The 19,161-nt window shown below is 71.7% G+C and carries 19 protein-coding genes; 9 read left to right on the forward strand and 10 right to left on the reverse strand.

Features of this window, described 5'->3' with window-relative positions:
* Window positions 1-17 precede the first annotated feature (17 nt).
* The 5 genes from ABZ815_RS06145 to ABZ815_RS06165 are packed head-to-tail and all read right to left on the reverse strand — an operon-like array spanning window position 18 to window position 4,881.
* On the reverse strand, window positions 18-935 hold the full coding sequence (locus ABZ815_RS06145) for a carbohydrate ABC transporter permease (RefSeq protein ID WP_357694506.1): 918 nt from the start codon (window positions 933-935) through the stop codon (window positions 18-20).
* Entirely contained in the window at window positions 936-1,847 is a 912-nt protein-coding gene (locus ABZ815_RS06150; protein ID WP_357694508.1) for a sugar ABC transporter permease, read from the reverse strand. It abuts the gene before it with no gap.
* A complete protein-coding gene (gene ngcE / locus ABZ815_RS06155; RefSeq protein ID WP_357694510.1) occupies window positions 1,847-3,259 on the reverse strand; it encodes an N-acetylglucosamine/diacetylchitobiose ABC transporter substrate-binding protein in 1,413 nt (470 codons plus the stop codon). The genes ABZ815_RS06150 and ngcE overlap by 1 nt, the downstream gene beginning before the upstream one ends.
* A 17-nt stretch (window positions 3,260-3,276) precedes the next feature.
* Window positions 3,277-4,011 (reverse strand): SIS domain-containing protein, encoded by a 735-nt coding sequence (locus ABZ815_RS06160; RefSeq protein ID WP_357694512.1) that lies wholly within the window; start codon window positions 4,009-4,011, stop codon window positions 3,277-3,279.
* Window positions 4,012-4,881: a MurR/RpiR family transcriptional regulator gene (locus ABZ815_RS06165; protein WP_357694514.1), complete on the reverse strand. Its 870-nt coding sequence runs from the start codon at window positions 4,879-4,881 to the stop codon at window positions 4,012-4,014.
* Between the two features lie 79 nt (window positions 4,882-4,960).
* Here ABZ815_RS06165 and ABZ815_RS06170 point away from each other — a divergent pair, with 79 nt between their 5' ends.
* Entirely contained in the window at window positions 4,961-5,911 is a 951-nt protein-coding gene (locus ABZ815_RS06170; protein WP_357694516.1) for a BadF/BadG/BcrA/BcrD ATPase family protein, read from the forward strand.
* Between the two features lie 3 nt (window positions 5,912-5,914).
* Here ABZ815_RS06170 and ABZ815_RS06175 read toward each other — a convergent pair whose 3' ends face one another.
* Window positions 5,915-6,985, reverse strand: coding sequence for an acetyl-CoA acetyltransferase (locus tag ABZ815_RS06175; protein ID WP_357694518.1), 1,071 nt, complete (start codon window positions 6,983-6,985; stop codon window positions 5,915-5,917).
* A gap of 251 nt (window positions 6,986-7,236) precedes the next feature.
* Between ABZ815_RS06175 and ABZ815_RS06180 the strand changes: the two genes are divergently transcribed.
* Both ABZ815_RS06180 and ABZ815_RS06185 read left to right on the forward strand, forming a co-directional pair.
* The gene (locus ABZ815_RS06180) at window positions 7,237-8,085 is read left to right on the forward strand and encodes a LysR family transcriptional regulator (protein ID WP_357694520.1); all 849 of its coding nucleotides are present in this window, start codon (window positions 7,237-7,239) and stop codon (window positions 8,083-8,085) included.
* A 15-nt stretch (window positions 8,086-8,100) separates the two neighbouring features.
* Window positions 8,101-8,724 (forward strand): MerR family transcriptional regulator, encoded by a 624-nt coding sequence (locus ABZ815_RS06185; protein WP_357694522.1) that lies wholly within the window; start codon window positions 8,101-8,103, stop codon window positions 8,722-8,724.
* A 3-nt stretch (window positions 8,725-8,727) separates the two neighbouring features.
* On the opposite strand, the gene ABZ815_RS06190 is transcribed toward ABZ815_RS06185, so the two are convergent.
* Together ABZ815_RS06190 and ABZ815_RS06195 are read right to left on the reverse strand one after the other, a co-directional pair.
* Window positions 8,728-9,615: a hypothetical protein gene (locus ABZ815_RS06190; protein WP_357694524.1), complete on the reverse strand. Its 888-nt coding sequence runs from the start codon at window positions 9,613-9,615 to the stop codon at window positions 8,728-8,730.
* A gap of 51 nt (window positions 9,616-9,666) precedes the next feature.
* Window positions 9,667-10,344: a ThuA domain-containing protein gene (locus tag ABZ815_RS06195; RefSeq protein ID WP_357694526.1), complete on the reverse strand. Its 678-nt coding sequence runs from the start codon at window positions 10,342-10,344 to the stop codon at window positions 9,667-9,669.
* 82 nt (window positions 10,345-10,426) lie between these two features.
* On the opposite strand from ABZ815_RS06195, the gene ABZ815_RS06200 reads away from it, so the two are divergent.
* Together ABZ815_RS06200 and ABZ815_RS06205 are read left to right on the forward strand one after the other, a co-directional pair.
* Complete coding sequence (locus ABZ815_RS06200) at window positions 10,427-11,281, forward strand: RNA polymerase sigma-70 factor (protein WP_357694675.1); 855 nt, start codon at window positions 10,427-10,429, stop codon at window positions 11,279-11,281.
* A gap of 24 nt (window positions 11,282-11,305) precedes the next feature.
* Window positions 11,306-12,067, forward strand: a complete 762-nt coding sequence (locus ABZ815_RS06205) for an SDR family oxidoreductase (protein WP_357694528.1) — start codon at window positions 11,306-11,308, stop codon at window positions 12,065-12,067.
* Here ABZ815_RS06205 and ABZ815_RS06210 read toward each other — a convergent pair.
* Window positions 12,057-12,629, reverse strand: a complete 573-nt coding sequence (locus tag ABZ815_RS06210; protein WP_357694530.1) for a helix-turn-helix domain-containing protein — start codon at window positions 12,627-12,629, stop codon at window positions 12,057-12,059. The genes ABZ815_RS06205 and ABZ815_RS06210 overlap by 11 nt on opposite strands.
* An 84-nt stretch (window positions 12,630-12,713) precedes the next feature.
* Here ABZ815_RS06210 and ABZ815_RS06215 point away from each other — a divergent pair, with 84 nt between their 5' ends.
* A complete protein-coding gene (locus ABZ815_RS06215) occupies window positions 12,714-14,363 on the forward strand; it encodes an FAD-dependent oxidoreductase (RefSeq protein ID WP_357694532.1) in 1,650 nt (549 codons plus the stop codon).
* On the forward strand, window positions 14,360-15,790 hold the full coding sequence (locus ABZ815_RS06220; protein ID WP_357694534.1) for an ATP-binding protein: 1,431 nt from the start codon (window positions 14,360-14,362) through the stop codon (window positions 15,788-15,790). Before ABZ815_RS06215 ends, ABZ815_RS06220 begins: the two co-directional genes overlap by 4 nt.
* Before the next feature lie 15 nt (window positions 15,791-15,805).
* Here ABZ815_RS06220 and ABZ815_RS06225 read toward each other — a convergent pair whose 3' ends face one another.
* Window positions 15,806-16,807 (reverse strand): ROK family transcriptional regulator, encoded by a 1,002-nt coding sequence (locus tag ABZ815_RS06225; RefSeq protein ID WP_357694536.1) that lies wholly within the window; start codon window positions 16,805-16,807, stop codon window positions 15,806-15,808.
* 74 nt (window positions 16,808-16,881) lie between these two features.
* On the opposite strand from ABZ815_RS06225, the gene ABZ815_RS06230 reads away from it, so the two are divergent.
* Both ABZ815_RS06230 and ABZ815_RS06235 read left to right on the forward strand, forming a co-directional pair.
* Window positions 16,882-18,045 carry an MFS transporter gene (locus ABZ815_RS06230; protein ID WP_357694538.1) on the forward strand — a complete coding sequence of 388 codons (1,164 nt, stop codon included), beginning with the start codon at window positions 16,882-16,884 and terminating at the stop codon, window positions 18,043-18,045.
* 46 nt (window positions 18,046-18,091) lie between these two features.
* Window positions 18,092-19,159, forward strand: coding sequence for an LLM class flavin-dependent oxidoreductase (locus ABZ815_RS06235; RefSeq protein WP_357694540.1), 1,068 nt, complete (start codon window positions 18,092-18,094; stop codon window positions 19,157-19,159).
* Window positions 19,160-19,161 lie beyond the last annotated feature (2 nt).

The following is a 19,161-nucleotide window of genomic DNA, read 5'->3' on the forward strand; positions in this document are numbered from 1 at the left end:
CCCTTAGGTGAAGCTGTTCATTTGAGGGCTCCCGAGGTCAGGCCGGACTGGATCTGGCGCTGGAACACCGTGTACACGACCAGCATCGGCAGGATCGCCAGCGTCAGCGCGGCGAACAGCGCCGACCAGTCCTGGTCGTACCCCGCCGCCGTGGAGATGTCCGCGATCCCCTGAGTGAGCACCCATTTGTCCCGGTCCTGGAGCAACACCAGCGGAAGCTGGTACTGGTTCCACTGCCCCAGCACGTTGAAGATCGTGATGCTGATGATGCCCGGCCGCGCCATCGGCAACATGATCTGGAAGAACACGCGGGTGTGCGACGCGCCGTCCACCATGGCCGCCTCCCCCACCGCCGTGGGCAGCGTACGGAAGAACGCGGTCAGAAAGAACACCGTGAACGGCATCGAGTACGCGATGTAGACCAGCACCAGCCCCGCGTGCGTGTTCAACCCGATGTACGGCCCCACCAGCGGCACCGCCCCCATGTTCTGCACGACGAAGAACAGCGGCGTCAGCTTCAGGTAGACCGGGAAGGCCAGCCCGGAGACGAACAGGAAGTAGATCGGCCGGTTGGCGCGGAAGGGGTAACGCGCCAGCACGTACGCGGCCATCGAGCCGAGCAGCATCGTCCCGGCCACGCTGAAGGTGACGACGACGACGCTGTTGAGCATGTACTGCCCGATGTGGGCCTGCTCCCAGGCGCGGGCGAAGTTGTCCCAGTTGAGCCTGGCCGGCAGCCCCCAGGCCTCGCCGAAGATCTCGTCCTCGCTCTTCACCGAGGCCAGGAAGGTCCACAGGATCGGCACCACGACGAGCACCGTCCACACCAGGAGCGCGACGTGGGACAGCACGGCCATCGGCCCGAGCCGCCGCCGGCGCTCCTGACGGGCCAGTTTGCGGGAGTTCGCCACCGTCCACGTGGTCGTCGTTGTCATCTAGTACTCGATTCGTTCGCGGCGGGACAGGCGCAGCGAGAGGATGGCGAAGCCGACGGTGAAGAAGAACATCATGACGCCCAGGGCCGAGGCGTAGCCGAAGCGGAAGTACTGGAAGGCGTTGCGGTAGATCTCGGCGGCCATGACGGTGGTCGACCAGTCGGGGCCGCCGTGCTGGTCGGTCATCACCCACACGATCGCGAACGCGTCGAGCGCCAGGATGCCGAGGTAGACCCAGGCCACCTGGATCGTGTCCCACAGCAGCGGCAGCGTGATGCGGAAGAACAGGCTGAACCGGCCGGCGCCGTCGATCTGCGCCGCCTCGAACATGTCGCGCGGGATGGAGGCCAGCCCGGCCGAGAACAGCACGACGTAGAAGCCGACCGCCTGCCAGACCAGCACGCCGAGCACTGACCAGAAGGCCACGCCGGGGTCCGACAGGAACCCGACGGGCTTGGCGCCGAGCGCGAGCAGCGGCCCGTTCAGCATGCCGCTGCCGTCGGGCCGGAACACCTGCTGGAACAGCACCCCGACCACGGCCACGGCCAGGACCTGCGGGAAGAAGAACACCACGCGGTAGAACTTCGAGCCCGCGATGCCGGACGAGCCCTTGCGCCCGCCCACGTTGAGCAGGAAGGCGAAGAACAGCGCGATCACGATCGTGAGCAGCGGCAGCAGCACGAGCAGCATGGCGTTGTGGGTGACGGCCTTCCAGAAGACGCCGTCCTTGAACAGCCGGACGAAGTTGTCCAGCCCGATGAAGTCCGGCGTGGCCGTCACGCCGCGCCAGTCGGTCATCGAGATCCGGAACGCCTGGATCAGCGGCGAGATGACGTAGACGAGGTAGAGGATCGCCGGGGCTGCCAGGAACGCGGTGATGAACAGCCCGCGGCGATACCTGTTGAACAACATCAGCGCTTGTACTTCTTGATCGAGGAGTCGTTCTTGATCTCGTCGGCCTTCTTCTGCATGCGCTCCAGGTACTTCTCCGGCGTCAGGCCGCCGGACATCAGCTCGCCGGTGGCGGCGATGCCCTCGTCCTTGAGCTGGCCGTACCAGGTGTACCAGCGGTAGTAGACGGTGTTGGCGCCCGCGTCGGCGACGGCCTTGGAGGCGCTGGTTACACCGGGCGAGATCGTACGGCCCTCGGTCGCGCCCTTGACCGCCGTCACCGTCTTGACCATCTCGCTGAAGTCGCCGGCCGCCTTCTTCGACAACATGCCGCGCAGGTACTCGATGCCGCCCTGCGGGTTGGGGCTCTTGGCCGAGACCATGAAGTTCTCGCCGGGCTGGGTGTGCAGGGTGCCGTACGGCATCTTGTCGGAGCCGGTGACGTCGGGGATCGGGAACATGCCGTACTCGAAGTCGGGCGGCGTGGTGCTCTTCTGCTCGTTCTCCAGCCACGACCCGGACGGCAGCATGGCCACCTTGTACTTGTTCTGGGCCGTCTGGGTCTGCACGTGGTCGAGGCCGGTCGTGCCCTCCATGAGGTACTTGGCGCCCACCTCGGCCCAGGCCGTGGCGGCGGTCTTCATGGCCTCGGTGGTCCAGGCGCCGTCCTCCAGGTTGTCGATGTTGACCAGCACCTCGTTGCCGCCGATCTTGGCGGCCATGGTCAGCAGCGGCTCGTACAGGTACTGCGGGAACTTGCCCGCGTACGTGAAGGGCGCCATCTTGCCGGACTTCTTGATCGTCTCGCAGAGCTTGGTGAACTCGTCCCAGGTCTTGGGGATCTCCCAGCCGTTCTCCCTGAACACCTTCTGTGAGTACCAGATGCCGTGGATGTAGTTCACGTAACCCAGCACGCTGAACTTGCCGTCGTAGGTGCCGATCTCGATGACCGACGGGTCGATGGTGTCCCTGACCTTGACGGCGGGGTCGTCCCAGCTCGGCGCGTCGAGCAGCGCGGTGAGGTCCTGGAGCTGGCCGTCCTGGGAGAGGGCGCCGAAGTCCATGAAGTTGGCGCCGGAGTTGTCGATCACCTCCGGCGGGTTGCCGCCGGCGAAGCGCGGCTGGAGGACCTTGGTGATCTCCTTGGTCGCGTTGTGCTTGATCTCGCTCTTCGGATATTTCGTCGTGAACAGCGGCTCGTGGATGGTCTTGGCGTAGTCCTGGCCGAAGCCGCCGTCGAAGATCCACACCTCCAGCGGCTTGCCGTCCGCGACGCCGAACGGGTTGGCCGCGCTGGTCGCCACCGGGGCCGACGAGGCGGTGGCGGTGGGCTTGGCGGCGGGGGTGGCACAGGCGGCCAGCGCCCCGGCGACGGGGACGAGAGCCGCGCCGCGCAGGAGTTCACGACGGCTGATATGGGGGGTGTCAGGCATTGATGGCTCCTAGATTTTCATGATCCTCGTCGTATGCGCCCTGCGTATCGGCTCTCCAGGGCCTTGTTGTGCTCGTCGCCGCCGGTCACGTTGACCGACAGGTAGATGGGTGGCCGCTCGCCCAGGGCGACGAGCTCCTCCACCGCCTCGGTGACCACCATCTGCGCGAGCAGCGCCGAGGTGAGCGTGGAGACCGCGCCGAACGTGCCGCCGTCCGGCAGGTCGAGGATGGCGTCCCCGTACGGGGAGCCGTTGTCGAGCACGACGTCGGCCAGGTCCATGAGCTTGACGCCCGAGGGATGGCGCGAGGTCATGCGCGTGCTGTGCGCGACCGAGGTGATCGCGACGAGCGGGTGGCCGCGTTCCTTGACCAGCGTGGCCAGTTCCACGACCGTGCCGTTCACCCCGGAGCTGGAGACCAGGACGAACACGTCCTGCGGCTCGACGGGGGCCAGGGCGTAGATCTCATGGGCGACGGCCGGGTCGCGTTCCAGCTCGGGGGTGAGCACGCTCGGGGGACGGCCGCCGTACAGGACGAGGTCGCGCGGGGAGAGGCGGTTGCTGGGCACCAGGCCGCCGGCCCGTCCGGCGATCTCCATGGCGATGGCCTCGGAGTGCCCCGACCCGAACGCGTTGACCACCCCGCCGGCGCGCAGCGCGGCGACGATCAGGGCGGCGGCCCGGCGCACCGGCTCGGCCTGGCTCTCGGCGACCCGTCCGGCGAGGGCGAGGGCCGTGGACGCGTAGCTCATTCAGCTCCTCTCCACACGGTGGCTCTCCACCGCGCTGATCGTCAGCTCGAACGCCTCGTTGGTGCGTTCGTAGGTGCGTTGCGCGACCGCCACGTAGACGGCGTCGAGCACGAAGAGCTGGGAGTGCACGGCCGCCAGCCCGCCCAGCCTGAACGTGGTCTCCCTGCTGGCCGTCGTCAGCACCAGGTCGGCCAGCTCGGCCAGCGGCGAGCGGGCGAAGGACGTGACGGCGACCGTGGTCGCGCCGTGGCTGCCCGCCTCGGCCAGCGCCTCCATGACCTCGCGGGTACGGCCCCGGTGGCTGATGCCGATGGCGACGTCGTCCGCGCCGAGCAGGGCCGCCTCCGACAGCGCCACGTGCGCGTCGCCCGCGCTCCAGCAGGGGATGGCGATGCGGCGCAGCCTGCCTTCGAGCATGGTGGCGACGTTCCCGCTGGTGGAGACGCCGATCAGGAGCACCCGGCGGGCCCTGACGACGGCGTCGGCGACCTGGGCGACCACCGAGAGGTCGAGCTGGGCGGCGGTGTCCTGGATGAGCCTGGCGTCGGCGGCGGCCATCACCTCGATGGCCGAGTCGAGCGGGTCGTCGGGGCCGATCTCGTGCCCGACGCCCGCGCCCCAGCCGGCCTGCGCGGCCCTGCCGGTCTCGGTGGCGAGCGCGACGCGCAGCTCGGCGTAGCCGGAGAAGCCGAAGGCCCGGCAGAACCTCGTCACGGTGGCGGGCGAGCTGCCCGCCCGCTCGGCCAGCGCGATGATGGTCGACCGCGCGGCCTCGGCGGGATCGCCGAGTATCACCTCGCCGACCCTGCGCAACGCCTCCGGCAGACCGGGCAGTTCCGTTTCGACGCGCCCGAGCGCTCCTGAAGTCACGAATATTCCTTCCGAATACCCGGTCTTCTGGCGAAAATTATTCTTGCTTCCCGGTCACGTCAACCCCCAGAATTTGACCGTGACCAAATCGCTGGTGGTCGGTGTCGACGCGGGAGCCACCTCGACGCGCGTCTCCGTCCACACCCTCGACGGCACCCGGGTCGGCTACGCGCGGGCGGGCGCCGGCAACCCTTCGGCGCACGGCCTGGACAAGGCGGTGGCGGCGATCGGCACCGCCCTCGGGCAGGCATTGGGGTCACACGACGGCGGCCTGGTCGTGGCCTCGCTGGCCGGGGTCGCGGGCCAGGTCGACACGCTGGTCCCCGAGCTGGCCCGGGTGTGGGCCGCCCACGGCATCGAGGCGGGCCCGCTGATCGAGCGCGACGTGGCGGTGGCCTACGTCGCCGGCACCGCCGAGCCCGACGGCTCGCTGCTGCTGTCGGGCACGGGCGCGGTCGCGGCCAGGATCACCGGCCACCGCATCGACACGATCGCCGACGGGCTCGGCTGGCTGCTGGGCGACGAGGGCTCGGGTTTCTGGATCGGCCGCGCCGCCGCCAAGGCCGTGGTCTCCGCCCTCGACCAGGGCGCGACGGCCCAGCCGGGAAGCCTGGTCGCGCTCGTCGTGGAGCACTTCCTGGGCGAGGAGCGTCCGGGATCGCCGCGGGCGGTCGCCGACCGGCTCGTACGGCTGGCGCAGGCCGACCACATGCGGCTGGCCGCCCTGTCCGCCCTGGTCAGCCGGGCGGCCGAGGCCGGCGACCCGATGGCGTTCAAGGTCGCCGAGGAGGCCGCCGACCGCCTGGTGGCCACCCTGCGCCGGGTGCACGTCTCGGGGGACGTCGTGCTCGCGGGCAGCGTGCTGACCAGCGAGGGGCCGGTCCGCCGGGCCGTGCTGGCGCGGCTGTCCGGCGAGCGGGTGGCGACGGCGCGCGACGCGGCCGGCGCGGCGGCCTGGCTGGCGGCCCGCGGCGTGCTGCCCGGCGACGACGGCAGGGCCTCGCACGCCGCGTTCACGCTCACTCCCTGACGTTCAACGCGTGAGAAGAGCCGCGCTGCCGTAGCTGCCGCCGAATCCGGTCACCAGGGCGGTCTCGCGGCCGGCGCGCAGCTCCCGCACCGCCTGGGCCACGTTGTTGAGCCCGTGGACGTAGCCCTCGGAGAGCAGGCCGCCGTGCGGGTTCACCCAGGCGTGCCGCCGTTCCAGCAGGTACGCCCCCAGGTCCCCGCGCGCCGCCAGCCCGAAGTCCTCCAGCTGCCGGGGCACCAGCCAGGAGTAGGCGTCATAGAGCAGCGCCGCCTCGACGTCCGGGGGACGCATGCCGGACGCCTCCCACAGCAGGGGCGCGACGTGGGAGGAGAAGACGGCCGTCACGTCCGGCGAGCGGTCCATGGAGGAGCAGCCCGGCCCGCCCCCGCGGACGACCGCCCGGATGCGCGGCCCGTCCAGGACGCCGCTCACCAGCAGCGCGCACGCGCCGTCGGTCTCCAGGCAGCAGTCGGCGGTGCGCAGCGGCGTGCAGACGTACGGTTTGGCCAGGTAAGCGGCCAGGTCGAGGGGCTCGCGGCGCAGGGCGCGCGGGTTGCCCGCGGCGTTGCGCCTGGACTGGGCGACCACGGCGTGCAGGTGCTCGGCGGTGAGGCCGGTGTCGTGCAGGTAGCGGGTCGCGGCCATGGCGAACAGCGGGACCGGTCCGGCCAGGCCGTAGGTGTGACGTTCCAGGGGGCCGGTGGAGGCGGTGTTCATGCGCGTGCCGGACCGTCCGTTGAGCGCCCGGAAGACCAGGACGTTCCGGGCCAGGCCGGCATGGATGATCATGGCCGCGTCTCCCAGCACGGACGCCGCCTGCGTCCCGCCGCCGGCGATGTCGTTGTGCCAGCGCAGCCGCTCGATGCCCAGCGCGCGGGCGACCTGGACGACCGGCGCGGAGTCGTTCAGGTGGTAGCTGAGCAGCCCGTCGACCTCGCCCGGCGTGATCCCGGCGTCCGCGCAGGCGGCCCGGCACGCCTCGGCGGCCAGCTCCAGCTCGCCGCGCCCCGACCGCCTGGTCAGCGCGGTCATTCCGATCCCGGCCACGGCCGCGCACCCGGCGAAGGACTGCATCCCGCTCCCTCCGCTCGGCGATCACGATAACACAACTAGCCAAGCGCTTGCTCGGCAACCTCGCTGCCGGGTTTCCGGACGGCCGCAACGGCGACGCCTGCCATCCCCAGGCATGCGCCGCAAGACCGGACGAGGTCCCGACCAGCGTGAAAGCACATGCCGTGACTGGACGTCTTCACGCGGGCTGCCCCGTCTTGTAATACGGAGAGGTGATCAGCCGATAGCCCATCATCATCACCCCGAGGTGAGAGATGGATCTGCGCTACGTCAGGTACACGATGGCGATCGCGCGCGCCGGCAGCCTGCGCCGCGCCGCGACCGCGCTGCACATCGCCCAGCCCACGCTGTCGGAGCAGCTCAGGGCGCTGGAGAAGGAGATAGGCGTCGAGCTGTTCAGCCGCTCGTCCAGCGGCGTGCGGCTCACCGAGGCGGGCGAGGCGTTCCTGGCCCAGGCCACGGTCGCGCTCGACGCCTACGAACGGGCCGTGGCCGCCGCCCGGAGCAGGGGCCGCACCACCCGGCTGGGCGTGGCCGACGGGCTGGCCGACGTGGCCGCCCGGCTGCTCGCGCAGCTCCAGAACGTGCCGGTGCGGATCGCGCCGATGAGCACGGCCGAGCAGATGGTCTCCATCGCCGACGGCACGCTCCAGGCCGGCCTGGGTTACGCCCCCGGCTCGCTGCCCAGGGGCGTGGCGCGCATGCTCGTCCACCGCTTCCCCGTACGCGCGCTGCTCCCCCGCGACCATGCGCTCGCCGGGCGGGAGGCGCTGTCGCTCGCGGACCTGGCCTCCGAGCCGCTGATCATGCCGGAGTCGGACGCGGTCGCCGGGGCCCGGCGGTTCCTGGAGGGGTTCGTCCGGCACCGGCTGCATCCCCGGCTGGGCCCGGCCGCCGCCACCCATGACCTGGTGGTCGACATGGTGGGCGCGGGGGCCGGCTACAGCCTGTGCGTCCACGAGGGCAGCACCGTGCCCGACACGGTGGTGTTCGTACCCGTCAAGGAGGACGTGCCGCCGCTGGAGGCGGTCTTCCTGTGGAACCGGCAGGCCGACGTCCACGAGGTGGTGAGCGCGGCCCGCCACGTCGCCCGATCTGGATAGCACTATTATCTATCGATGCGCATCTCAGAACTGAGCGCCCGATCCGGTGTCGCCATCCCCACGATCAAGTACTACCTCCGTGAGGGCATGCTGCACCAGGGCGAGCAGACCGCCGCGACCCGCGCCGAGTACGACGAGTCCCACCTGCGCAGGCTCCGCCTGATCCGGGCCCTCCTGGAGGTGGGCAGGCTCCCCGTGGCCGCCATCAAGCAGGTCATCGCCGCCGTCGAGGACGAGACGCTGCCCATGCACCACATGCTGGGGATCGCGCATTGGGCGCTCGGCCCGACCGTCGAGCCCGAGCAGGGCGAGGAGTGGCGGACCGCCAGGGCCGAGGTCGACCGGCTGGTCGGCGAACTCGGCTGGACCGTCGCCGACGACGCCCCCACCCGCGACGAGCTGGCCCAGACGCTGGTCCGCATGCGCCAGCTCGGCCTGCACGTCGACCTCGCGCCGTACGTCGAGGCCGCCAGGAAGCTGGTGACCGAGGTCGAGATGGCCACCATCCCCTTCGACGGGCCGCGCGACGCCGCCGTGGAGGCCCTGGTGCTGGGCACCGTCCTGTACGGCAAGGCGTTCGACACGCTGCGCCGCATGGCCCAGGAGTCGGAGTCGGCCCACCGGGTGGGGCTGCGCTAGCCGTCAGAGCACGCCGTTCCCGCGCAGGACCCGGATGGCCCGCACGGTGGCCGCGCCCCGCCATTCGAGCACGCCGGCGGGCGAGATCGGCGCGTAGTCCACGACCCAGCCGCCGTCCTCCTGCTGCGACCCGGCCAGCCGGTCGAGGTCGGCGGCGATCACCTCGGGCGCGAACAGCTCGCGCGCGGGCCGCCCCGGGAACGGCGCGAAGTCGAGGGGGTTCAGCCGCTCCTCCGCGGTGCCGCCCTCCACGGGCACCCGCCCGTCGTCGGGCAGGTACGCCGCCAGCCGCTTGAGCAGCCCGGCCGCCTCGGGCCGCGTCCCGTGGACGGCGTCGAGAAAGTGCACGGCGAAGGAGAGCACGTAGGCGTGCGGCCGGTCCTCCAGCGCCTGGATCGCGTCGAGGCAGTAGCGGGTGGCCCGCTCCAGCCACGGGTGCGCGGCCACGGCCGGGTCGTGGGCGGCCACGGCGTGGGCCGCCGCCGCCGAGACGGCGGTGATCTGCAACGACGAGGTGGCGTGGTCCGCGCCCGCCCACCAGGGCGCGGTGCCCTCGGGCAGGGTGAGCGGGAGCGCGAACGGCAGGCCGCCGTCGGGCATCGTCACCGACTCCAGCCAGTCGCACAGCGCGACGGCCTGCGGCGCGGTGGCGGGGCCGATCTCCTCGAACACCTCGAAGGCGTGCAGCGCCGTGCCCGGCTGGCTCTCCGGCGAGCGCAGGTCGGGCTCCAGGCCCCAGCCGTAGCCGCCGTCGGGGTTGCGGTAGGCGTCGAGGGCGTCGAGCACGGCGGCCGGGCCGGTCTCCCCCATGAGCAGATGGAAGCGGCGCCGGTCCAGGAGCCTTGCGTGCGTGGCCATGAAGCCGGCGACCGCCGTGAGGTTCACGTTCATGAGGCCATCGTGCCCGCCGGACGGCCAGGGGTCTTGTACGAACCGGACGCGTCAGCCGGTGCCGCCCACCGGCCGTTTCAGCAGCCACGACGCGGCCCGCTGGAGCATCGTCCGGTGGATCTCGTTGTCGTAGGACCTGGTGTCGTGGCCCAGCGCGTCGTAGACCACCCGGCCGCGGCGCACCGGACGCGCCCACACGAGCGGCTGGCCGTGGGAGGAGGCCAGGGGCCGCACGTCCGGCAGCACGTCGAGGTCGCTGTAGACCTCGTCCACCAGGTCGAAGTCGCGCAGGCCGGCCACGATCGGGTGGGCGGCGCCGTGCACCCGCACGCCGGTCCAGCCCAGCGGCGGATGGTGGGACTTGGGCCAGTTCCAGCAGCCGCCGAGCACCCGCGGCCAGCCCTGCCAGTCGTCGAAGCAGACCGCGGCCGTGTGCATGCACAGCAGCCCGCCGCCCCGGTCGAGGTGGTCGAGGAGCGTGGTGCGGGCCTGGGTGGGCAACGCGAAACGCCATTCGCCGCGCAGGCCGGCGAAGCGCTCCTGGCCCATCTGCCAGCGCAGCGCGTTGACGGTGATGAGCTGCACCTCCGGCGGCTCGCTCAGCGCGCCCGCGATGTCCTCGGTGATCTCCGACTCGACGCCGACCTCGCCCAGCACGTCGGCGAGCACGGCCGACGTGGCGGCGAAGTCGTGGAAGAGCCCTCCTGACAGGATCAGATTTCTCGCCACGCCTCCAGCCCATCACGCCCGGCCGGGCTTGGCCACCCTCCGGCGACCCCCGCCAGGCCACCCTGCCCGATGACAGGGCATGATGCCGGACGTGGACTTCGAGGAATACCGCCCGATGCTGCTGGGCCTGGCCTACCGCCTGCTCGGCAGCATGTGGGACGCCGAGGACGTCGTGCAGGAGGCCTGGCTGCGATGGGAGGGCACCGACAGGAGCCGGATCAGGGAGCCGCGCGCGTTCCTGCTGACCGTGGTCTCGCGGCTGGCCCTCGACCAGCTCCGCTCGGCCCGGGTGCGGCGGGAGGCGTACACGGGGCCGTGGCTGCCCGAGCCGGTCGCGACCGGCCAGGCGGGGCCGCTGGACACGGCCGAGCTGCGTGACACCGTCTCGTTCGCGACCCTGCACCTGATGGAGAGGCTGTCGCCGCCGGAGCGGGCGGTGTTCGTGCTCAGGGAGGCGTTCGAGCTGCCGTACGACCAGATCGCCGAGATCGTCGGCTCGTCGGTGGCCAACGCCCGGCAGATGCACCACCGCGCCTCGGTCCGGGTGTCGGAGGGCCGCGACCGGTTCACGCCGACGAACGAGGACCACGCCAGGCTGCTGACGAAGTTCATGGAGGCGGCCGGCGGCGGCGACCTCGACGCGCTGACCGAGCTGCTGCACGAGGACGTCGTCATGTGGAACGACGGCGGCGGCAAGGTCAGGGCGGCCCTGCGGCCGATCCTGGGCCGGCGCAAGGTGAGCGGCTTCATCGGCGGCCTGATGGCCCGCTACGACTTCAGCCACGCGCGTCTCGTCGAGGCCAACGGCCGGCCCGCCCTGTGGACGCACGTGGCGGGGAACGACCAGCTCATCGCCCTGGACGTGCGCGACGGCCGCATCCTTGGGCTCTACGGCATGCTCAACCCGGACAAGCTGACCCGGGTGCGGCCGAGCTGATCGGCCCGTCACTATAGTCGCCTTATGGATCTCGGCATCTCGGGCAAGGTCGCCCTGGTCACCGGCGGCAGCGCGGGCATCGGCCTGGCCGCCGCCAAGAGCCTGGCCCGCGAGGGCTGCGACGTGTGCGTCAGCGCGCGCAACCCCGAACGGCTCGCGGACGCGGTGGTGGAGCTGCAGCAGTTCGGCGGCGTGGTGCACGCCGTGCTGGCCGACGTGGAGGACCCGGCGGCGGCTCAGCGCGTGGCCCAGGAGACGCGCGACGTGCTCGGCCCGGTCGACATCCTGGTGGCCAACGCGGGCGGCCCGCCCACCGGCCGCTCCGACGAGGTCGACCTCCAGGACTGGGACGTCGCCGTGCAGCGCAACCTGCTCGGCACCGTCCGGCTGATCCAGGCGGTGCTGCCCGAGATGCGCTCGCGCGGCTGGGGCCGGATCGTCACCGTCACCAGCTCCTCCGTCCGCGAGGCGATCGACGGGCTGGCGCTGTCCAACGCCATGCGCCCGGCCGTCGCCGGGATCGTGCGCACGCTGGCCCGCGAGGTGGGCGGCGACGGCGTGCTGGTCAACAACGTGCTGCCGGGGGCCATCGACACCGAGCGCCTGCGCGGCACGTCGGGCGGCGACGACGAGGTCGAGGCGCGCGGCCGGGCCGTGCCGGTCGGGCGCGTCGGGCAGGCCGACGAGGTCGGGGACGTGATCGCGTTCCTGGCCAGCGAGCGGGCCTCGTACGTGAACGGCGTCTCGATGCTGGTCGACGGCGGCGCCGGCCGGGTCATCGCCTGAGCAGGGTGGCGACGACGCCGGCCGCCCACTCCTCGTCCTTGTCGGCCGGCTCGACGAAGTAGGACAGGTTGGCCCGGTGGAAGCAGGCGCCCATCAGCAGGGAGGCCGCCGCGCCGGGGTCGAGGCCGGGGTCGGCGCGGCCGGCGGCCCGCTCGGCCTCAAGGATCTCGGCCAGCGACCGGATCGGCAGGTGGGGGCCGGTGTTCGTGGTGGCGAGCATGTGCCTGAACCGGCCCAGCAGCGAGGGGTCGGCCAGCATGCCGGAGGCGATGGTGGCGGCCTCGGTGTAGAACTCCAGCGCCGCCAGGGCGAACCGGGTGAGGTTGGCCGTCAGGTCGCCCTCCCCCGCGCTCAGCCGCAGCCGGGCCAGGGCGGGGGCGAGCGCGGGCAGCCGTTCGAGCAGGACCGCGAGGAAGATCTGCTCCTTGCCGGCGAAGTGCTTGTAGAGCAGGGCCTCGGAGCAGCCGGCCGCCTGGGCGATGCGCCTGGTCGTCGCGCCGGAGATGCCGAACTCCCGGATGGCCTGCTCGGCGGCGTCGAGGATGCGCTCGCGGGTGCTCATCCGCCCATGATATGAGCGAGTGCTCACCAACCTACGCGTGCATGACATCCTTCCCTTAGGGACCATTGGGGAGAAGGTAGGGGAATGGACAAGCCGGTCATCGTGACGGTTGACGACGACCCGGGGGTGTCGCGGGCGGTGGCCCGTGACCTCAGGCGCCGGTACGGCCATGAGTACAGGATTGTCCGCGCCGAGGCTGCCCAGGACGGCATCGAGGCGGTCAAGGAGATGCGGCTGCGCGGCGACGAGGTGGCGGCGATCCTGGCCGACTACCGGATGCCGCAGATGAACGGCGTGCAGTTCCTTGAGGCCGCCATGGACATGTATCCGTACGCGCGCCGGGTGTTGCTGACCGCCTATGCCGACACCGACGCCGCGATCCAGGCGATCAACGTGGTCGACCTCGACCATTACCTGCTCAAGCCGTGGGACCCGCCGGAGGAGAAGTTCTACCCGGTGATCGACGGCCAGCTCGACGCCTGGATGCGGACCGACCGGACGGCGCGTCCGGAGCTGCGTGTGGTGGGCGACCGGTGGTCGGCGCGCTCGTACCAGGTGCGGGACTTCCTGGCCCGCAACCATGTGCCGTACCAGTGGATGCTGGCCGAGGACCCGGAGGGCGCGCAGCTGGTGAAGGCCGCCGGCGAGGGTTGTCACCTGCCGCTGGTCGTCACCGAGGACGGCACCACGCTGGAGTCCCCCGACCAGGCCGCGCTGGCCACCGCCGTCGGGCTGTCCACCACCCCGGCCACCGACTTCTACGACCTGATCGTGATCGGCGGCGGGCCCGCGGGCCTGGGCGCGGCGGTCTACGGCGCGTCGGAGGGGCTGAACACGGTGCTGGTCGAGGCGCACGCCTCTGGCGGCCAGGCGGGCCAGAGCTCCAGGATCGAGAACTACCTCGGCTTCCCCGACGGCGTGTCCGGGCAGCAGCTCGCCGACCGGGCCCGCAGGCAGGCGCTGAAGTTCGGGGCCGAGCTGCTGAGCGCGCGCAAGGTCACCCATCTGGAGCCGCGCGGGCAGGCGCGGGTGATCGGCTTCAAGGACGGCGGGGAGATCGCCGCCCACGCGGTGATCCTGGCCACCGGCGTCACCTACCGGCGGCTGGAGGCGCCCGGCCTGGACGAGTTCGTCGGCAGGGGCGTCTTCTACGGCGCCGCGCTGACCGAGGCGCCCGCGTGCAAGGACATCGAGGTCTACATCGTCGGCGCGGCCAACTCGGCCGGGCAGGCGGCCGTCTACCTGGCGGGATTCGCGAGCAAGGTCCATTTGTTGGTGAGAAGTGATGGTTTGGAGAAATCCATGTCCCACTACCTCATCGAGCAGATCAACGCGATCGACAACATCGAGGTCAGCCTCCTGACCGAGGTCGTCGGTGGCGCCGGTGACGACCACCTCGAACGGCTCACGCTGTCGACCAAGGGCGAGGAGCGCACGGTCGACGCCCAGTACCTGTTCGTGTTCATCGGTGCCGAGCCGTACACGTCGTGGCTGGGCGAGACGGTCGAGCGGGACGCCAAGGGGTTCGTGCTCACCGGTCCCGACCTGGTGCAGGGCGGCCGGCGTCCGCGCAACTGGACGCTGCGCCGCGAGCCCTACTACCTGGAGACCAACGTGCCGGGCGTGTTCGCCGCGGGCGACGTACGGGCCGAGTCGATCAAGAGGGTGGCCTCCGCCGTCGGTGAGGGCGCGATGGCCGTCGCGCTGGTGCATCGTTATCTGGAGAAGCAATGACCGACACCGTCGACATCGACGAACTGCGCAAACTCTTCCTGTTCGAGCGGCTGACCGACGAGCAGCTCGCCAAGCTGGCCGCCAGCGGCCGGGTGCGCTCGTACGCCCAGGACGAGGACATCGTCCGGCAGGGCGAGCCGGCCGAGTGCTTCGCCGTGCTGCTGGAGGGCGAGGTGCAGATGATCAACGAGACGGTCAGCGCCGGGACCGTCGCCATGCCGCGCGCCTCCCAGCCCGGCGTCTACGGCGGCGCCACGTCGGCGTACCTGGGCGACCGGGCGCCGGAGACGTACCAGCACACGCTGCGCGCGACCGCGCCCTCGCGGATCTTCCTGCTGCCGGCCAAGAAGTTCGCCTACATCGTGGCCGAGTGGTTCCCGATGGCGATGCACCTGCTCGACGGCATGATGTCGGGCGGGCGCATGCAGCGGGAGATCATCGACCGGCGGCAGCGGCTGACCGCGCTCGGCACGATCACCGCCGGGCTCACGCACGAGCTGAACAACCCGGCGGCGGCGGCGGTGCGCGCGGTGAGCGAGCTGCGTTCGCTGATCAAGGCCTCCCGCATCCAGCTCGCCCAGCTCGCCGAGGACGGCATCCCGCCGGAGAAGCTGCGCACCCTGATCGAGGCCCAGGAGGCGTGCACGAGCAACCTCGGCAACCAGCCGCAACGCTCCCCCCTGGAGATCTCCGACGCCGAGGACGAACTGGGCGAGGCCCTGGAGGACGTCGGCGTCCAGGACGCGTGGGAGCTGGCCCCCGCGCTGGTCAACGCCGGTTTCACCGCCGACTACCTGCAGAAGATCCGCGGCAAGGTGGGCGAGGAGCACACCCCCGCCGCCCTCCACTGGCTGGCCGAGGCCATCGAGATCTCCCAGATGCTGAACGAGGTCACCGAGGCCACCGAGCGCATCACCTCGCTGATCCGCTCGGCCAAGCAGTACTCGCAGATGGACCGGGCACCGTTCCAGATGATCGACGTGCACGACCTGCTCGACAGCACGATCGCCATCTTCCGCGGCAAGGTCCCGCCGGGCGTCAGCGTGGTCACCGACTACGACCGCACGCTGCCGCTCATCCCCTGCTACGCCGGCGAGCTGAACCAGGTGTGGACGAACCTGATCCACAATGCGCTCGACGCCATGGGCGACGAAGGCACGCTGACCGTCCGCACGGCCCACGACGAGGACGAGGCGATCGTCGAGATCGGCGACACCGGCCCCGGCGTGCCCGACGCGATCAAGGACCGGATCTTCGAGCCGTTCTTCACCACCAAGAGCGTGGGCGAGGGCACCGGGCTCGGGCTGGACATCTCCTACCGGATCGTGGCCGGACGGCACGGCGGCGAGATCAAGGTGCGCTCGGTGCCGGGCGAGACGTGGTTCGAGGTGCGCCTCCCGCTGCGCGAGCCGGTCGCGCAGCAGTGAGCCTCGCGGCGCGGGTCACCAGACGTTGTCCCGCGCCGCGTCGAGGGCCGTCAGCACGGCTCCTTCCAGCACCGCGTTGCCCTCGACCCGGGTGGCCCTGACCTCGGTGGGCGCGGGCGACAGCTCGCGCAGCCGTGCGGCGACCCGGTCGGCCAGCTCGTCGCCGCCCTCCTGGCCCGTGGCCCCGCCGAGCACCACCAGGCCGGGGTCGAGGAGGGTGACGAAGGCGAAGGCGCCCTTGGCGACCCGGCGCGCCCGCTCCTCGGGCCGGGTCGTGGCCTGGAGCAGGAGGCAGAACGGCGTGCCCTCCACGTCGAGGAAGCCGATCTCCCCCGCGCCCCCGGACGCGCCGCGGCGCAGCCGTCCGCCGAGGACGACCGCGGCGCCGATGCCGTCGTCCAGCCAGAGCAGCACGAAGTCGTCGCTGCCCTGGGCCGCGCCGGTGCGCAGCTCGGCGACGGCGGCCAGGTTCACCTCGTTCTCCAGGACGACGGGCACGCCCAGCCGCTCGCGCACGGCGGTCACCAGGCCGGGCCGCCATCCGGGCACGTCGTTGGCCATCACCAGCTCGCCGTCCTTGGGCTTGACCAGGCCGGGCGCGCCGATGACCACGTTGTCGAGCGTACGCCCGGCGGCGGCCTCGGCGACCGTGGCCTCGACGAGGTCGGCCAGGTCACCGGAGATCTCGCGGACGGCCGACCCGACCACGTGCCCGGTGAGGTCGGCGACCGTGACGTTGATGGCCGTACGGCGCAGGTCCACCCCGGCGACGTGGGCGCGCCCGGCGACCAGCGCGTAGAGGCGGGCGTTGGGGCCGCGCCGGTCCTCGCCGCGTTCGCCGGCCTCCTCGATGAGGCCGCCGCCCTTGAGCCGTTCGATCAGGTCGGAGACGGTGGGCCTGGACAGGCCGGTCAGCTCGCGCAGCTGCGGGGCGGTCAGCGGACCGTGCTCCAGCAGCAGGTCGAGGGCGAGCCGGTCGTTGATCGCACGGGCCATGGACGGGGTCGCGGTCTTCACGCCGCCCATAATAGTCAGGAAGGCTCCCTGATAGCTCTTTTCATAAGGAAGGTTGCCTGATAGTTTTCCTCGCCATGAGCCCTCATCGCGCCATCGCGGCCGTCTTCGCCGCCCACGGCGCCGTCGCCGGCAGCTTCGCCACCCGCATCCCCTGGATCCAGGAGCACGTCCACCTGAGCGCGGGCCTGCTCGGGTTCGTACTGCTCTGCCCCTCGATCGGGGCGTTCGCCGCGATGCCGCTGGCCAGCCGCCTGGCCCACCGGTTCGGCAGCCGGGCCACCACGCGGGTGCTGCTCGCGCTGTGGTGCGGCGGCCTCGCCCTGCCGGCCTTCGCCCCCGCGCCCATCTGGCTGTTCGCCATCTTCCTGCTGTACGGCGCGTCGGCCGGCATGTGCGACGTCGTCATGAACGCCCATGGAGTCACCCTCGAAAGGCACCTGAACAAGCCGGTCGTCTCCGGCCTGCACGGCATGTGGGCCGTGGGCAGCCTGGCGGCCGGCGGCCTCGGCACCCTGGCCGCGCAGGCGGGCATCGACGCCCGCCTGCATCTCGGAGTCGTCGCCGCCGTCCTGGTGGTCCTGGGCGGGATCGCCGGTCGCGGCCTGTTGCCCGACGGGCCGCAGGCCGCCGACGCGCCCGCGCCGCGCCGCTTCGCCCTGCCCTCGCGCGCCATCCTGGCCGTCGGCGTGGTCGGGTTCTGCGGCACGTTCGCCGAGGGCGCCAGCTCCAACTGGGCCGCGGTCTACCTGACCAACGTCGCCGACGCCGGGCCGGGGGCCGCCGCCGCCGGTTACACGATCTTCATGCTCTGCATGGCCGGGGCCCGGCTGGCGGGCGACCGGGTGGTGCGCCTGACCGGCCCCGTGCGGGCGGTCCGGATGGGCGGGATCGTCGCGGTCGCGGGCGGCGTGCTGGTGGTCCTGTCCCGTACGCCGGTGCTGGGCGTCATCGGGTTCGCGCTGGTCGGGCTGGGGGTCGCGGTGGTCGTGCCGCTGGTGTTCACGGCGGCGGGGAACGCCGGGCCCACGCCGGGCGAGGGGGTCGCCGGGATCGCGACGATCACGTACCTGTCGGGGCTGACCGCGCCGGCGCTCACCGGCTGGGTGGCCGGCAGCGTGTCGTACCCGGCGGCGTTCACGCTGGTCACGGGGGTCCTGGTGGCGCTCACGGTGCTGGCGCCGGTGCTGCGGCCGCGGCCGGCCGCGCGGGAGGTGGTCCGGGAGCGGCAGCCGGCGTGATACGCTCCCAAGCGAGCGCTTGGTTTACATACGGAGAGGCCGCCGCATGAAGTTCTCGACCTTCCACCTCTTCCACCGCTTCGACGGCCAGAGCTTCAAGGACGTCTACGACTACCATCTGGAGCTCATCGAGCTGGCCGAGGAGCTGGGCTTCGACGGGGTACGGCTGGCTGAGCACCACTTCCGCGACTACGGCGTGGCGCCCAACCTGTTCACCATGCTCGCCCACGTCGCCGCCCGCACCTCCCGGATCAGGCTCGGCACCGGCATCGTGGTGCTGCCGCTGCACAACCCGATCCACGTGGCCGAGGAGGCCGCGCAGGTGGACGTGCTCTCCGGCGGCCGGCTCGACCTGGGGATCGGCCGGGGGTACCAGAGCTTCGAGTTCGAGGGCTTCGGGATCGACCTGGCCGAGGCGCGCGACCGGTTCAACGAGGCGCTGGAGGTGATCCTCGGGCTGTGGACGCGGGAGTCGTACCGGCACGAGGGGAAGTTCTACCGGACCGGCGCCGAGGTCACGCTCGCGCCGCGCCCGCTGCAGTCGCCCCACCCGCCGCTGCACGTGGCCGCCGTCTCCCCCGAGACCGTCACCATGTACGCCGAGCGCGGCCTGCCCGTCCTGGCCGACCCCGCCGCGACGTTCCGCAAGGTCGTCAAGGCGGCCGAGACCTGGCGGGAGACGGCCGCGCGGGCCGGCCACCCGGCGGGCGCGGAGCTGGTGGTGGCCCGCAGCGTGTACGTCGCCCCCACGCTGGAGCGGGCCCGCGAGGACCAGGCCAGGTTCGAGGCCTCCTTCGACCGCTCGCGCATCTTCAACGAGCGCAGCGCCCCCATCGACCCGAGGACCGGCAAGGCCGCCCAGGGCTTCGAGTACTACCAGGACCGCTACCTCAAGGGCGGCTCGGTCTCGCCCGACTTCCGCTGGGAGCAGCTGGAGGTCATCGGCGACCCCGCCCGGGTGATCGAGCAGGTCTCGCTGCTCAGGGACGCCGGCTTCACCAACCTCCTGTGCGACTTCGGCAGCACCAGGCCCATGCCGCTGGAGGACATGAAGCGGGTCATGCGCTTCTTCGCCGCCGAGGTCATGCCGGCCTTCGCCCCCGCAGGAGGATGACG

The organism is Nonomuraea sp. NPDC047529 (assembly GCF_040642995.1).
GTDB lineage: Bacteria > Actinomycetota > Actinomycetes > Streptosporangiales > Streptosporangiaceae > Nonomuraea.

Bases quoted from the DNA above. Each gene is read 5' to 3' on its own strand.
- ABZ815_RS06185 (WP_357694522.1), top strand. From the start codon at position 8,101: ATGCGCATCTCAGAACTGAGCGCCCGATCCGGTGTCGCCATCCCCACG.
- ABZ815_RS06205 (WP_357694528.1), top strand. From the start codon at position 11,306: ATGGATCTCGGCATCTCGGGCAAGGTCGCCCTGGTCACCGGCGGCAGC.
- ABZ815_RS06145 (WP_357694506.1), bottom strand. From the start codon at position 935: ATGACAACGACGACCACGTGGACGGTGGCGAACTCCCGCAAACTGGCC.
- ABZ815_RS06200 (WP_357694675.1), top strand. From the start codon at position 10,427: ATGCCGGACGTGGACTTCGAGGAATACCGCCCGATGCTGCTGGGCCTG.
- ngcE (WP_357694510.1), bottom strand. From the start codon at position 3,259: ATGCCTGACACCCCCCATATCAGCCGTCGTGAACTCCTGCGCGGCGCG.
- ABZ815_RS06160 (WP_357694512.1), bottom strand. From the start codon at position 4,011: ATGAGCTACGCGTCCACGGCCCTCGCCCTCGCCGGACGGGTCGCCGAG.
- ABZ815_RS06220 (WP_357694534.1), top strand. From the start codon at position 14,360: ATGACCGACACCGTCGACATCGACGAACTGCGCAAACTCTTCCTGTTC.
- ABZ815_RS06150 (WP_357694508.1), bottom strand. From the start codon at position 1,847: ATGTTGTTCAACAGGTATCGCCGCGGGCTGTTCATCACCGCGTTCCTG.
- ABZ815_RS06230 (WP_357694538.1), top strand. From the start codon at position 16,882: ATGAGCCCTCATCGCGCCATCGCGGCCGTCTTCGCCGCCCACGGCGCC.
- ABZ815_RS06235 (WP_357694540.1), top strand. From the start codon at position 18,092: ATGAAGTTCTCGACCTTCCACCTCTTCCACCGCTTCGACGGCCAGAGC.
- ABZ815_RS06175 (WP_357694518.1), bottom strand. From the start codon at position 6,985: ATGCAGTCCTTCGCCGGGTGCGCGGCCGTGGCCGGGATCGGAATGACC.
- ABZ815_RS06215 (WP_357694532.1), top strand. From the start codon at position 12,714: ATGGACAAGCCGGTCATCGTGACGGTTGACGACGACCCGGGGGTGTCG.
- ABZ815_RS06180 (WP_357694520.1), top strand. From the start codon at position 7,237: ATGGATCTGCGCTACGTCAGGTACACGATGGCGATCGCGCGCGCCGGC.
- ABZ815_RS06190 (WP_357694524.1), bottom strand. From the start codon at position 9,615: ATGAACGTGAACCTCACGGCGGTCGCCGGCTTCATGGCCACGCACGCA.
- ABZ815_RS06210 (WP_357694530.1), bottom strand. From the start codon at position 12,629: ATGAGCACCCGCGAGCGCATCCTCGACGCCGCCGAGCAGGCCATCCGG.